Source organism: Candidatus Avelusimicrobium alvi (assembly GCF_958451995.1).
GTDB lineage: Bacteria > Elusimicrobiota > Elusimicrobia > Elusimicrobiales > Elusimicrobiaceae > Avelusimicrobium > Avelusimicrobium alvi.
In genome coordinates, this window is record NZ_CAUDSG010000013.1 from 1 (window position 1) to 12732 (window position 12732).

Genomic DNA, 12732 nt, shown 5'->3' on the forward strand with positions numbered 1-12732 from the left:
GGATATATCCCGTGCAGAAAAACCTCGGATTTACGCTTATAGAGCTGTTGGTGGTAGTTTTAATCATCGGTATTTTGTCCGCTGTGGCCCTGCCGCAATACACCAAAGCGGTGGAAAAATCCCGCGCGTCGGAAGGTATTACGCTTGTGCGTGCGGCGGCCCAGGCGCAAAAAGCCTTTTATTTGGCTAACGGCAAATATACGGCCGATTTTTCCGACCTGGATTTTACCTTTCCGGGCAATCCTTCCGGAAGCTGCTTTAACACCAAAAATTTTTCTGTCTGTTTACATGATGTAAATGCATCCTCTATGCATATCCAGGCGATGCGTTCAGACCGGAACGCCACGGGCCTGTGGTACATCATTTTTTATATCCAACGGGACAAGCCGGACTGCGTCGCCCCGGCTTCGGACGCGGCGGCCAACCGTTTCTGCCGCTCGTTTAACCCGGTATCGGAACCGTGTCCGGAAACGGGATTCAACTGTTACGCCATATAGCCGGGTGATGCGGACGGGGAACCGGGCCCTTGCGCGGGTGCGGATTATTTTTTACACTAGGAGTATGATTTATTTTGCTCACCGCGGCGCGTCCGCGCAAATGGTCCAGAATACGCTTCCCGCTTTTGCGCTGGCGCGCGAAGAAGGCGCGACGCATTACGAGCTGGACGTTCATCTGACGAAAGACGGCTTTTTAGTCGTCCACCACGATTATACGCTGGCGAACACCGCGGGGGCGGACGCGCCTCTGGCGGATTTGACGCTGGCGGATTTAAAAAAATATCCGCTTAAAAATCCTTTTAACGGCGCACCCGTATTCGTGCCGGCGCTTAAAGACGTACTGCCGGTGATTGAAGAAGAGATGCAGCTGCTTAATATTGAACTCAAAAACGATGGCAACCGCTACCCGGGCCTGGAAGCCCACACCCTGCGGATGATGAATTGGTACAGCCCCGAAGTTTTGCCGAAAACGCTGTTTTCCAGCTTTGATTACGATACCCTGGCGCGGCTGCGTACTTTAAATAAAAACGCGCGCATCGGCCTGTTAACCCGCTCTTTTGACGTTTCTCAGGCGCTTAGCCTGGGGGCGGAGAGTGTTCATTTAAATTATACGCGTTTTACGCCGGAAATTGCGCGCGTCTGCCATGAAAACGGTTTAAAAGTGTATTTGTACACGGTGAATGATACCGCTCTGGCGCGTAAGCTGGAAGCCGAAGGCGCGGACGGGATTTTTACCGACCGGATAGATTTGTTCTGTAAAAAATAACGCGCTTAAAAATAAAAAACCCCGCTCAAACTGAGCGGGGTTTTTTATAAGACGAATAATTAATAGTCGTAACCGGAGTAAGCGGTTTCGGAAGAAGAGGTGTCTTCCGTCCCGCCCGCGTCCGCGCCGCCCTGCATGCCGTAGTATTCTTCGGGCGTGTAGCGTTTGGGTTTGGTCCACAGCCGTTTTTCCTTTTTATAATCGGAGTCGCTGGGCTGGCCGGGTACTTTGGGCTGTTGGCGTTCGTCAAAGAAATAAATGGTTTTTTCTTCTTCGGGCCCGACGTTAAAAATATATTCGGATTCCACATTGGGCGGCGTTTCGCGCCGTTCTTTTACCGCGTCTTTGGAAAGGTCTTCCATATAATCTTCTTCCGTCAGGTAGATTTTGCGGTTGTATTTTTCTTTTTTCTTTTCGTTCGTGTTGCAGGCGGCAAGCACGCCGGCGCATAACAAAAATACTAAGAGTTTAGAGAGTGTTTTCATTTGGTCTCCTTAATTTTCCTTTCACCAGATAGTATAATGTTTTCAAGCAGAACTGCAAGCGTTACCGGGCCCACTCCGCCGGGCACGGGGGAGTAGGATACCCCGCGTTTTTCAAGCGCTTCGGGGTCCGCGTCGCCGCACAGGCGGTTGTTGTTCCAGTTGGTGGAAATATCCGCTACCGTCGCGCCGGGGCGCAGCCAGGAGGCGTCCAGCAGGCCGGGTTTTCCGGCGGCGGTGCAAATAATGTCGGCCTCTTTGACGGCACGCGGCAAATCGGTTTTGGTATGGCAGATTTTTACGGTGGCGTTTTTGCAGGTCAGCAAATGCGCCAGCGGACGGCCCACCGTGCTGGAGCGGCCGATGACGGCGGCTTCCGCGCCTTCCAGCTGCACGCGGTGGTATTCCAGTAGCCGGATGACGGCCATAGCCGTGCAGGACACAAATCCTTTCAGCGCCTGGATTTCCGCCCAGGTTTTACACAAAAACAGATGGCCCGTGTTGATGATGGACATACCGTCAATATCTTTTTGCGGGGCCAGTAAATCGGCAAAGTGGGTGGCGGCCAAATGCGCGGGCAGCGGGCGCGGGATTAAAATGGCGTCTACGGACGGATCGTCCGACAGTTTTTCCACCAGCGAGAGAAACTCCTGCGCCGGGGTTTGGTTGTCCACTTCAAACACCCGGGTTTGCACGCCCAGTTTTTCGGCGGCTTCCACTTCTTTTTTTAAATATACGTACGCACCGTAATCCTCCGTGGAGCCGATGGCGCACAGCTTAATGGGGCGGCCCAATTTTTGGCAAACGGCATCCGCCCTTTGGTGCAGGGGTTCGCGGATTTGTGCGGCCAGGGTGCGTCCTTCTAAAATCATATGTACTATTTTAGCAAATTAATGGCGCTTGCTCCCGCCGCGCGGAAAGCGGCGGAAGCAAGCCGGTTGTTTGTGCGGCCTTGCCCGCCGGGGTTGTATTGTTTTTTTTTTTTGATACACTGGTTCTGGTATTGCGTTTCGGGTTCAGAACTGCTAAATTAACAGCAAGCCTTTAAATCAGCTTGCTAAGGAGTTTTTTATGAAAAAAGGTTTTACTTTGATAGAACTGCTGGTAGTTGTGCTTATTATCGGTATTTTGGCGGCGGTGGCTTTGCCGCAGTACCAAAAAGCGGTGATGAAAAGCCGCATGAGCGGTTTGTGGCCGCTTTTAAAAAGTATTAAAGACGCGCAGGAAGTGTATTATATGGCGAACGGCGCCTATACGGATAATTTGAACGATTTGGACGTAGTCGTTCCAAAAGGGGACAAACGCTCCGCTTCCTCGGTCGGACAGGAGGATTACTCCAACGGCACGTGCCTGGATAATATCTCCAGTCCTTCCAGTCCGTCGGGCTGGGAGGTGTTTGGCGGCGTGGGCAGTGCGTGCAGCGGCGGAAATACGAACAGCTGTTTTTTGCGGCTGTATTTTGACCATTCCAGCAAACCCGGCGAGATTGTCTGCGGCGGGACGGCGGTGGGATGTGCGGAAGCGTGCCGGACTTATAATCTGAATAAATAAATCAAGCAAGCGTAAAAAACCCGGACTGTTGTCCGGGTTTTTTGTATTAGAGCTATCCGTATAGGTTTAGTATATGCCGGGCGGAGACATTCACAAACGCTTTTCTTCCAAATATCTGCAGTACCGTATATTACTAGGCCCTGTCCGAGGCAGAACGCCATGACCCGGAAGCGGTGGCCTTTTCTAAAAAGAGCGACACTCATAAAAGCGGTGTCGCTCAAGTAATCAAATTGGCGCGGACAAGAAGGGCGGCGAGGCCTAAAAAACGCGAGGGAAGAAAAAAGTTCCCTCGTGCAGAAAGTTGCATTTATTGCGCCACCCTGTCCGAGGCAGAACGCCATGACCCGGAAGCGGTGGCCTTTTCTAAGAAAAGAGCGACACTCACAAAAGCGGTGTCGCTCAAGTAATCAAATTGGCGCGAATAAGAAGGGGGGGCGAGGCTCTCGCCTATTCTTCGTCAATTTTCAGCATGGCCACAAAGGCTTCCTGCGGAATGTTCAGGCTGCCGATGGACTTCATACGTTTTTTACCTTCTTTCTGTTTTTCAAGCAGTTTGCGTTTGCGTGTGATATCGCCGCCGTAGCATTTGGCGATAACGTCTTTGCGAAACGCCGGGATGGTCTCGCGCGCAATCACTTTGCCGTTGACGGCGGCCTGTACGGCCACCTCAAACTGCTGGCGTCCGATTAATTCTTTGAGCTTGGCGCACAGCGCGCGCCCCATGGTTTGGGCTTTTTCTTTGTGCACGACGACGGACAGCGCGTCCACGGGCGTTCCGTGCAGCAGGATTTCCATCAGCACCACGTCGGAGCTTCTAAAACCCGCCACTTCATAGTCAAAGGAAGCGTACCCCTTAGAGACGGATTTTAATTTATTGTAGAAATCAATCACCATTTCGCCCATCGGCATTTCGTACTTGATAATCACGCGCTGGTTGGACAAATGGTCCATATTCATAAATACGCCGCGTTTGTCTTTTAACAGCGTCATCACGCCGTCCATAAATTCCACCGGGGTAACGATGGTGATGTGGATGACGGGCTCTTTAATGTCAATAATATCGCCGTGCGGCGGGAAGTTGGCCGGGTTATCAATAATCTTATACCCCGGGTCGTCCGGCGCTTCGGGCAGTGCGGCCAGCTCCTGCGAGTGGGACTTGCGCGGCGTAAATTTAACGTGATACACCACGTTGGGGCTGGTGGCGATAAGGGAAAGATTAAACTCGCGTTCCAGGCGTTCTTTCACAATTTCAATGTGCAGAATTCCCATAAACCCCAGGCGGAAGCCAAAGCCCAGGGCTTTGGAGGTTTCGCTTTGGTAGTGGAAAGACGAATCCGACAAATTGAGTTTTTCAAGCGCTTTTCTAAGCAGCGGGAAATCGGTCGTTTCCACCGGGAAAATGCTGGCGAATACGACGGGTTTGGCGTCTTCGTAACCCGGCAGCGCTTCTTTGGCGGGGCGTTCGGCCAGGGTAACGGTGTCGCCCACTTTTACTTGGTGGATGTCTTTAATGCCGGCCACCAGATAGCCCACTTCGCCGGCGGAAAGCGACTGCGCCTTATGGAGCTGTTTGGGGGTCATAAATCCGATTTCTTCGGTTTTGTACGTGGAGCCCGACGACATAAACTGAATGGTCTGGCCGGGTTTTACACATCCGTCCACAATGCGGATGTACATAATCACGCCGCGGAACGGGTCGTAATACGAGTCAAAAATCAACGCGCGCAGGGGGGCGTCCGGGTTGCCCTGCGGCGGGGGAACGTCGGTAATAATACGGTCCAGCAGATGTTCAATACCCATGCCGGTTTTCGCGCTGACGCGTTCGGCTTCCAGCGGGTCTTTTAAAATGTCCCACAGCTGTTCTTCGGAAGCGTCCGCGTCCGACTGGGAAAGATCCACCTTGTTCATGACGGGAATAATTTTAAGCCCCAGGCTCTGCGCCAGATGCGCGTGGGCGACGGTCTGCGCTTCCACGCCCTGCGAAGCGTCCACCAGGAGGAGCACCCCTTCGCACGCACGCAGCGAGCGGGCCACTTCGTAGGAAAAATCCACGTGGCCGGGGGTGTCAATCAGGTTTAAAATATAATCTTTGTACTGGATGCGCACGGCCTTGGCTTTAATGGTAATGCCGCGCTCGCGTTCCAGGTCCATCCCGTCTAAAAGCTGGGCCTGCATTTTGCGGTGGGGTACGGTGCCGGTGTCTTCCAGGATACGGTCGGAAAGGGTGGTTTTGCCGTGGTCAATATGCGCCACGATGGAAAAATTACGAATCTTCATTTTTATTGTTCTGTTCAATCAAACTTCTTATTTCTTCCGAACTTCCCATCAACAGAGCGGCCTGGGCGACGTCGGAGCAGTTCTCAAAGTTCAAATTCCTTATATTGTTTTTTACGCGCAAGTACATACGCGGGGTAACGGAAAGCGCGTCCACTTCCAGCCCCAGCAAAAGCGGCAGCATTTTCGCGTCCGAGGCGATTTCCCCGCAAATGCTTACCCGTTTGCCGCGCTTGTGCGCGGTCTGGATGATTTGGTTGATGGTGCGTCCCACCGCCGGGTGGCAGGGGTCGTACATATGGGCGACTTCTTGGTTGACGCGGTCCACCGCTACTAAATATTGTATCAAGTCATTGGTGCCAATGGAAATAAAATCCAGTTGGCTGATCATGCCGTCCAATGCGATGGCGGCCGCCGGCACCTCAATCATGGCGCCCAGCGCAATGCGGTTGACGGGCTTTTTTCCTTCGGCTTCAAACTCCGCCAGCACCTTGTTAAACGCCGCGCGCACGTGGCGCACTTCTTCCACCGAGGAGACCATCGGAATCATAATTTTTACCTGCGCGGGCACCTCGCACGCCGTGCGCACGATGGCGCGCAGCTGCGTGTACATCAGGTCCGGGTTTTTTAAGAACAGCCGGATGCCGCGGCAGCCCATAAAGGGGTTGGCGTCCTGGTCAAATTCGTCCAGCGGGAAATCGGGCAGCTTGTCCGCCCCCAGGTCCGCCAGGCGGATGGTAACGGGGCGCATATCAAAACGTTTGGCTACGGCCAGGTACATGTGGTACTGGTCGTCTTCGGACGGCGGCACGGGCGTGTTCATATACAAAAACTCCGTGCGCAGCAGGCCCAGCCCGTCGGTGATTAAGCGTTTGTTTTCCTTGGTGTCGGTGCGCGGGTCGTAATTTACCAGAAGCTTGACGGAGTGCCCGTCCTCGGTTACGACCGGCAGGTGGTTGATGGTTTTTAAAAGCGCGTCGGTCTTTTTTATTTCCCGTTGTATTTTGCGGTAATTGGAAAGGGTATACCGGTCCGGCCGGATGACGAGCAGGCCGTTTTCGCCGTCAATAATCAGCGTGTCTCCGTCCTGCACTTCTTTGGACGCGGTGGACAGGCCGACCACCGCCGGGATGTTTAAGCTCTGCGCCAGGAGCGCGGTGTGGCTGGTTTTGCCGCCTACGTCCGTGCAAAAACCCATCACCTGGTTTTCCTGCAGGTTGATGGTGTCGGACGGGTAGAGGTTGTGGGCCACCAGCAGGGACGGCTTGTTGATGGAAGCCAGAAACTCGCGCTTGTCGCCTTCCAGGTTATTGACCAGACGCTTGCCTACGTCAAAAATATCGTTGCGGCGTTCTTTAAAAAACGGGTCTTCAATTTTATCAAAGCTGGCGGCCAGTTCCTGCAGCGTCAGGAAAAGAGCGGCCTGCGCGGATAAATGCTCCGTGCGGATTTTTTTGGAAACGGAATCTTTTAAGGAAGGGTCCTGCAAAATCAGTTTATGGGTGGACATCAGGTGCGCGTATTCCGCGCCCAGCGTAACGAGCACTTTTTGTTCGCAGGCGTCCAGCTCGTCCAGCGTTTTTTGCATGGCGCTGCGTATTTTTTGCAGTTCAGCCTTTACTTCGGAAGGCTCAATATACTGCCGCGTAACGGCAAAGCTCTCCCCCGGCAAGAGTACGGCCGGGCCGATGGCCACTCCGGGGCTGGCGGCTACGCCTTTTAACACCAACATGCTGCGCTCCTTATCAGAATTCTTCGTTAAATTTGTCATCAAAAAGTTTTTTAATCGCCTCAAACGCTTCTTTTTCATCCGAACCGTTTGTGCTCAGCCGCACGTGCGAACCAAACTCGGCCGCCAACATCATTACCCCCATAATGCTTTTGGCGTTGACGCTTACCTTGTCTTTAACGAGCTGGATATCGCAGGCAAATCCGGCGGCCGTCTGCGCGATAAGCGCGGCGGGCCGGGCGTGTATGCCCAGGCGGTTGATAATTTTAATATCTTGTTGTATCACACAATCCCCCGGTTATAAGTAGCAGACGAGGTTGAAAATAACCACCGCCGCCAGATATAAGTACATATTCGGTATACGCAGTTTGCGGGTAACGAAGCTGATCATGACGAAAAACAACACGATGGCCGCGCGCGTAACGAAATGCACGTCCACGTCTTCAAACCCTTTTAAATAATGGTATACGCCGAACAAAATCATCCCCACCGCCAGCACGATGCCGATGCGCTTGGCGTTGTAGATGGTTTTGTTCCAGTCAAAACGCGTAAGGCCGAAGCAGGTGTTTTCCCGCGCGTCGTAACTGATTTTAAGGCCTTCCCATTTGACGAACAGCGCCACCGCGTTAAACGCGAAGAACGCCGCTCCGCCCGCACAGGCCGCGTAGAGCAGGGGGGTGTTGGCCGGCAGCTCAATTTCAAAAAAGTTTACGCCCAGCATCAGCCAAATAAACAGGGCCATTAAAAGCGTCAGCGGTTTAAGCGTACCCCAGAACAAGCGGTCGCCGATGGAGGCCGTGGTGATGGACAGCCCGCGCTTGATGCCGGTCCATTCGGTTACTTTTTCTTTAAAATCCGTCAGGGATTTGGCTTTGGCGACGGCTTCTTCCTGCCTCGCCAGCGCGCCGAAGCAGAACGAGGCCATAACCGGCTGGGTGTTAAAATTTTCCAGGTAGCGCTGCAGGACGGACGGAAGCGCGTCTTTGTCGTCTTTGTACGCCTGCTTTAAAAACGGCAGCATCACAAAGGTCAGCCCGATATTTTGGTATTTCATATAGTTCCAGCCCGTCTGCAGGAAAAACGAGCGGAGGAACAATTGCATCCGCATGGAAAAAGTCATACGCTACCTTGCCTTGAGGCGGAAAGCGGGCACCAGCGTCGCCAGGCCGATCCACGGCACGGCCATGTACGCAAACTTGCACGCAAAATGCGCCTTCATTGGAATATACGGCAAAAGCGTCAGCATCAGCTTGCCGCACAGCCAGGTAAAGATAAAAATAAGAATAAAATTCATTAAAAACGACGTCGCGAGCGCGAGCGCCACCGTACGGTTGACCGTATTGGGTTTTTGCAGAATTTTGCGTTCCCAGAACACCAGCCATTTAAAGCGGTTTTTGCGCATAAACTTTTCGGCCACGGAAAATAAAATGGAGCCCGTTACCCCGAAGAAGAACGCAAAGTAAAGGTCTATCCCCATAGCGTTAAGCGCAAGCGACACGGCCGAACACACCACCGCGCTCGGCGGAAGAATACCGCCCAGCGGGCTGACGTCCGCAAAAATAAGTTCGGTAAATACGCCGATTTGAATGCCGGCCATCACGTCGCCGGTGATGAGCGACATCAGCGGCGCCGCGATAATGCCGCGCGAGAACGTAAGCTGGAAGGCGTACGTCGTATCCAGCTCTAATAGCGCGGCGAATACGCACAGCATAAATACTTCGGGCGTCATGGAATGGCCTCGCTTATGGAAATAGACTGCGAGTTGGGCACGGCGCGGGTTTCTATCTGAATGCCCAGGTCCCGTATGAGTTTTAAAAAGCGTTTGTCGTCCTGGTCCAGAAACACGTTTTCATCCAGTTTCTGCGCGCCTTCTTTAAAATGCATTCCGCCGATGTTTAAGGTTTTGATTTGCAGGCCGTCTTCAATCAGTTCGGTAAATTCCTGCAAGGAACCCATTAAAAGGAAAATGCGCCGTTTGGAATCGGCGGCGTATCTTGCACAGGAGCGGGAGTCCAAAATCGTCAGTTCATATTCATACGGCAGGCTCAGGCGCAGAAGGCCGCGGTTGAGGCAGGTTTCTTTTCCCTTGGAGCAGGGAATTAAAATCTCGTCAACGTTCAGCTCCGGCAGCCAGGCCTGTACGATTTGGCCGTGAATCAGGCGGTCGTCCACCCGTGCAAAGATAATCGGCATTAAAGCCCCTTAATTAACAGTTCCGTCGCGTTGATGACGGCGCGTTTGCCGTCCGCTTCAATTTTTTCCGCCAATTCTTTGGCCGAAAGTTTCTTGCGGCTGTTGATGGCGGTGAGCAGCATGCTTAAATTCAGCCCCGTAATCACGTGGCATTTGGCCAGGTCTTTGCTGGCGGTGAGGGAGATGTTCGTGGCGCTGCCGCCGAAAATATCGGTTAAGATAACGGCGCCCTCTTCGCAGTTTTTAAGCAGGTCGTGCAGTTTGGCCGCTTCTTTTTCCACCGAAGAGGCCGCAGTTACGGAAAACGCGGCAAAGCCGTCGTCGGCCGGTTTGCCGATAATCTGCGCCGCCGTTTCCAGCATTTGTTGGGCAAGCTGCCCGTGCGTTACTAAAATGATTTTTACCATAATTAAAGTCCTATATCCCTGTGAAATTCCGTTGCGCTCAACCCCTGTTTGCTTAAATACTGCGCGAGCGCGTGCGCCATAAATACGCTGCGGTGTTTGCCGCCGGTGCAGCCCATGGCGATGGTCAGATAGCTTTTGCCTTCCTTAATATACTTTGGTATCAAATATTTAATCAGGTCCGCAAATTTTTCAGAAAATTCTTTGGATTCCTTAAACGACATAATATAATCCTGCACTTCTTTGTCCAGCCCGGTTTTTTCCCGCAGTTCGGGGAGGTAGTACGGATTGGGCAGAAAGCGTACGTCCATTACGATGTCGCAGTCTTTTAAAATGCCGTTTTTAAAGCCGAACGAAACGACGGAAATCTGCATATCGTCTTCGCGCGTAAGGCCCATCAGCGCGGAGAGCTTTTCCTTGAGTTCGCCGAGTTTTAGGTCGGACGTGTCAATCACTTTATCCGCCATGGTGCGGATGGGGCTCATCACTTCGCGCTCGTGTTTGATGGCGGCGGCCAGTTTTTTGTGGATGGGGTGGCGGTGTTTGGTTTCCGAAAAACGGCGGATCAGGCACTCTTCGGACGCATCCAAAAACACCACTTTCACCACAAAGTCGTCTTCGGCCATGGAACGCAGGATTTTGGGCATATCTTTCAGGCGGCCGCCTTCGCGCACGTCAATGCCGAGGGCGATGTCTTTGCGTTCGCCGCTTTGTTTGACGTAATCGGTAAAGTTTTTAAACAGCGCCAGCGGCAAATTGTCCACGCAGTAGAAACCAAAGTCGCCGAAGATTTTCAGCGCCTGGGATTTGCCCGCCCCGCTCAGGCCGGTAATAATGAAAATACGGCGTTTATTGTTTCCCATTGTTCCCCTTTTTCATTTTATCCAAGATTTTTTTGCTGAACTCTTTGGCGGAAAAAATGCCCTGGCTCTTTAACTGCTGGTTCAGCGCAGCCACTTCAATCAGCACCGCCAGGTTGCGCCCCGGCGTAACCGGAAGCCCCAGCGACGGGATTTCCACCCCCAGAATGTTGGTCGTTTTCTGCTCGACTCCCAGGCGGTCAATCGGCTGTTTGCTGGGCGAAGTGAGCACCACTTCCATATCGATGTTGGTTTCGTCTAGCGTAGAGCCTACGCCAAACAGAAGCGGTACGTCCAAAATACCCAGGCCCCGCACTTCCATATAATGCTTCAGCATCGTAGGGCAGGAACCGACCAGAAAACGTCCCCATCTTTTTTGTACTTCCACTACATCGTCGGCCACCAGAATGTGGCCGCGTTTGATAAGCTCCAGCGCGCATTCGCTCTTGCCGATGCCCGCGTCCCCGCGGATCAGCACGCCGATGCCGCTTACGTCCACCAGCACGCCGTGCATATGCGTAACCGGCGAAAGTTTTTCGTCCAAAAAGCGCGAGAATTCCGCCACGAACGCCGTGGATTCCATATCCGTTTTCAGCACCGGCACGTCCGCGCTTAAACAGGCTTTGCGGATGGCGGGCAGCGGGTCCATCCCCGCCGCCATGATGATGCACGGCACCGCGCCCTCGCTGAGCATTTTGGCGATGTTGGCGCGCAGACGCGTTTTGTTTTCTTTTAAACAGAACGCGTGTTCGCCGCGGCCGAATACCTGCACGGAACCCGCGCGGAAGCTTTCCAAATGGCCGCATAACGCCAGGCCGGGGCGGTTGACGCTGCCCAGCGTAATTTCGCGGTGAATATAACGCTTGCCGCAGACCAGCTCCAGGTTAAGACGTTTAACCTGGAGCAGTTCCGCGACGGTGATAGATTTTGTAAATTCCAAAACCGCCCCCGAAAACCTTATTTCTTCTTAATCGGTTTGATTAAGCCGTAGGTGCCGTCCAAGCGTTTAAAAATCAGGTTGATTTGCTTGGAATCTTCGTCCAGGAACATCCAGAAGGAGTAGCCCAGGCGTTCCATTTCGTAGGCGGCGTCTTCCGGGTTCATCGGCGAGACTTCCACCTGCTTGATGACGGAGAACTTCACGTCGTTCTGCGGCAGAAGCACGTGCTCGGCAAACGGGTTGACGTCCACTTCTTTGACGGATTTTTTGCTCACTTTGCGGGCTTTGGCTTTGTTTTTGATTTTTTTGGCCTGCGCTTCGGCTTTCAGGGCCGCGGCGTCAATGGCTTTGTACAGGTTGTCTTCCACCGCGGTGGCGCTGATGGTGGTTTTGGCGCCCGTGTGCAGGATGATTTCCGCGCGCTGGTTGATTTTCTTTTCTACCGAGATGAGCACCTGGGCAGAAATGATGTGGTCAAAAAAGTTTTCAATTTTGCCCACGCGCGTATTGATAAATTCTTTGATGGCCGGAGTCAGTTTAATGTTCTTGGCCGTAATTTTAATATCCATATTTCCTCCGTGAAGTCTGTTACGAGAGAATCCCCCGTAGTGTTATTAAACCATTAATCAGGTTCCCTGTCAATGAAACCCGCGCGCCCGCGCGTACGGGCGCGAGCCGCGCCTCCCTTCTTGTGGACATTCTTTTGATTAAGAGAGCCACATTGCTAAAGCAAAGTTCCTGCACGGCGTATAAGCCGCCCGCAGGGCCCAGGCCGCGGGGCTTCTGAGCCGCGTCTCCCTTCTTGTGGACATTCTTTTGATTAAGAGAGCCACATTGCTAAAGCAAAGTCCCTGTATAGCGATAAGCCGCCCGCAGGGGGCGTTGCGCCGCACCGATAAGGAAAGAACACGTTTGCAAACGGCCAAAGCCGTTTCTGCCGCCGGCAGGATGATTAATGTAAGCCGCGCGCACGGCGCGGCGGGAAAAAAGAAACTTCTGGGATTGGAAGGCGGATACGGCCGCCGGCCGCGCCGCC

15 protein-coding genes are annotated in these 12732 nt (G+C 53.1%); 3 read left to right on the forward strand and 12 right to left on the reverse strand.

From position 1 onward, the window contains the following. Window positions 1-497, forward strand: a 497-nt coding sequence (locus ACQY36_RS03835) for a type IV pilin protein (protein WP_428077866.1), incomplete at its 5' end; no start/stop codon positions are given. 64 nt (window positions 498-561) lie between these two features. Then, window positions 562-1263 (forward strand): glycerophosphodiester phosphodiesterase, encoded by a 702-nt coding sequence (locus ACQY36_RS03840; RefSeq protein WP_428077868.1) that lies wholly within the window; start codon window positions 562-564, stop codon window positions 1261-1263. 59 nt (window positions 1264-1322) lie between these two features. Here the strand turns inward: ACQY36_RS03840 and ACQY36_RS03845 are convergent, their stop codons facing one another. Both ACQY36_RS03845 and ACQY36_RS03850 read right to left on the reverse strand, forming a co-directional pair. Continuing rightward, entirely contained in the window at window positions 1323-1748 is a 426-nt protein-coding gene (locus ACQY36_RS03845) for a hypothetical protein (RefSeq protein ID WP_428057266.1), read from the reverse strand. Further along, on the reverse strand, window positions 1745-2617 hold the full coding sequence (locus ACQY36_RS03850) for a bifunctional 5,10-methylenetetrahydrofolate dehydrogenase/5,10-methenyltetrahydrofolate cyclohydrolase (RefSeq protein WP_428077870.1): 873 nt from the start codon (window positions 2615-2617) through the stop codon (window positions 1745-1747). The genes ACQY36_RS03845 and ACQY36_RS03850 overlap by 4 nt, the downstream gene beginning before the upstream one ends. A 199-nt stretch (window positions 2618-2816) precedes the next feature. On the opposite strand from ACQY36_RS03850, the gene ACQY36_RS03855 reads away from it, so the two are divergent. After that, window positions 2817-3296: a type IV pilin protein gene (locus ACQY36_RS03855; protein ID WP_428077872.1), complete on the forward strand. Its 480-nt coding sequence runs from the start codon at window positions 2817-2819 to the stop codon at window positions 3294-3296. A 447-nt stretch (window positions 3297-3743) separates the two neighbouring features. Here ACQY36_RS03855 and lepA read toward each other — a convergent pair whose 3' ends face one another. From lepA to hpf, 10 genes are read right to left on the reverse strand one after another with little or no spacing between them, the layout of a single operon-like run. Next, entirely contained in the window at window positions 3744-5573 is a 1830-nt protein-coding gene (gene lepA / locus ACQY36_RS03860; protein ID WP_428077873.1) for a translation elongation factor 4, read from the reverse strand. After that, a complete protein-coding gene (gene ptsP, locus ACQY36_RS03865; protein ID WP_428072719.1) occupies window positions 5560-7341 on the reverse strand; it encodes a phosphoenolpyruvate--protein phosphotransferase in 1782 nt (593 codons plus the stop codon). The genes lepA and ptsP overlap by 14 nt, the downstream gene beginning before the upstream one ends. Next, on the reverse strand, window positions 7316-7585 hold the full coding sequence (locus tag ACQY36_RS03870; RefSeq protein ID WP_428057276.1) for an HPr family phosphocarrier protein: 270 nt from the start codon (window positions 7583-7585) through the stop codon (window positions 7316-7318). The genes ptsP and ACQY36_RS03870 overlap by 26 nt, the downstream gene beginning before the upstream one ends. A 12-nt stretch (window positions 7586-7597) precedes the next feature. Continuing rightward, complete coding sequence (locus ACQY36_RS03875; RefSeq protein ID WP_428071161.1) at window positions 7598-8419, reverse strand: PTS system mannose/fructose/sorbose family transporter subunit IID; 822 nt, start codon at window positions 8417-8419, stop codon at window positions 7598-7600. Window positions 8420-8422: 3 nt separating this feature from the next. After that, window positions 8423-9028, reverse strand: coding sequence for a PTS sugar transporter subunit IIC (locus ACQY36_RS03880; protein WP_428071159.1), 606 nt, complete (start codon window positions 9026-9028; stop codon window positions 8423-8425). Further along, window positions 9025-9492, reverse strand: a complete 468-nt coding sequence (locus tag ACQY36_RS03885) for a PTS system mannose/fructose/N-acetylgalactosamine-transporter subunit IIB (RefSeq protein ID WP_428057282.1) — start codon at window positions 9490-9492, stop codon at window positions 9025-9027. The genes ACQY36_RS03880 and ACQY36_RS03885 overlap by 4 nt, the downstream gene beginning before the upstream one ends. Continuing rightward, on the reverse strand, window positions 9492-9899 hold the full coding sequence (locus tag ACQY36_RS03890) for a PTS sugar transporter subunit IIA (protein WP_428071157.1): 408 nt from the start codon (window positions 9897-9899) through the stop codon (window positions 9492-9494). The genes ACQY36_RS03885 and ACQY36_RS03890 overlap by 1 nt, the downstream gene beginning before the upstream one ends. Window positions 9900-9901: 2 nt before the next feature. Continuing rightward, window positions 9902-10759 (reverse strand): RNase adapter RapZ, encoded by an 858-nt coding sequence (gene rapZ, locus ACQY36_RS03895; RefSeq protein ID WP_428057286.1) that lies wholly within the window; start codon window positions 10757-10759, stop codon window positions 9902-9904. After that, window positions 10746-11696, reverse strand: a complete 951-nt coding sequence (hprK, locus tag ACQY36_RS03900) for an HPr(Ser) kinase/phosphatase (RefSeq protein WP_428077875.1) — start codon at window positions 11694-11696, stop codon at window positions 10746-10748. The genes rapZ and hprK overlap by 14 nt, the downstream gene beginning before the upstream one ends. 17 nt (window positions 11697-11713) lie before the next feature. After that, a complete protein-coding gene (gene hpf, locus ACQY36_RS03905; RefSeq protein ID WP_428077876.1) occupies window positions 11714-12265 on the reverse strand; it encodes a ribosome hibernation-promoting factor, HPF/YfiA family in 552 nt (183 codons plus the stop codon). Window positions 12266-12732 lie beyond the last annotated feature (467 nt).

What these genes read in the sequence shown, in the direction of transcription:
- ACQY36_RS03850 (WP_428077870.1), bottom strand. Translation starts at nt 2,617, where the DNA reads ATGATTTTAGAAGGACGCACCCTGGCCGCACAAATCCGCGAACCCCTG.
- ACQY36_RS03840 (WP_428077868.1), top strand. Translation starts at nt 562, where the DNA reads ATGATTTATTTTGCTCACCGCGGCGCGTCCGCGCAAATGGTCCAGAAT.
- ACQY36_RS03875 (WP_428071161.1), bottom strand. Translation starts at nt 8,419, where the DNA reads ATGACTTTTTCCATGCGGATGCAATTGTTCCTCCGCTCGTTTTTCCTG.
- lepA (WP_428077873.1), bottom strand. Translation starts at nt 5,573, where the DNA reads ATGAAGATTCGTAATTTTTCCATCGTGGCGCATATTGACCACGGCAAA.
- ACQY36_RS03885 (WP_428057282.1), bottom strand. Translation starts at nt 9,492, where the DNA reads ATGCCGATTATCTTTGCACGGGTGGACGACCGCCTGATTCACGGCCAA.
- ACQY36_RS03880 (WP_428071159.1), bottom strand. Translation starts at nt 9,028, where the DNA reads ATGACGCCCGAAGTATTTATGCTGTGCGTATTCGCCGCGCTATTAGAG.
- ptsP (WP_428072719.1), bottom strand. Translation starts at nt 7,341, where the DNA reads ATGACAAATTTAACGAAGAATTCTGATAAGGAGCGCAGCATGTTGGTG.
- ACQY36_RS03890 (WP_428071157.1), bottom strand. Translation starts at nt 9,899, where the DNA reads ATGGTAAAAATCATTTTAGTAACGCACGGGCAGCTTGCCCAACAAATG.
- ACQY36_RS03855 (WP_428077872.1), top strand. Translation starts at nt 2,817, where the DNA reads ATGAAAAAAGGTTTTACTTTGATAGAACTGCTGGTAGTTGTGCTTATT.
- ACQY36_RS03845 (WP_428057266.1), bottom strand. Translation starts at nt 1,748, where the DNA reads ATGAAAACACTCTCTAAACTCTTAGTATTTTTGTTATGCGCCGGCGTG.
- rapZ (WP_428057286.1), bottom strand. Translation starts at nt 10,759, where the DNA reads ATGGGAAACAATAAACGCCGTATTTTCATTATTACCGGCCTGAGCGGG.
- hpf (WP_428077876.1), bottom strand. Translation starts at nt 12,265, where the DNA reads ATGGATATTAAAATTACGGCCAAGAACATTAAACTGACTCCGGCCATC.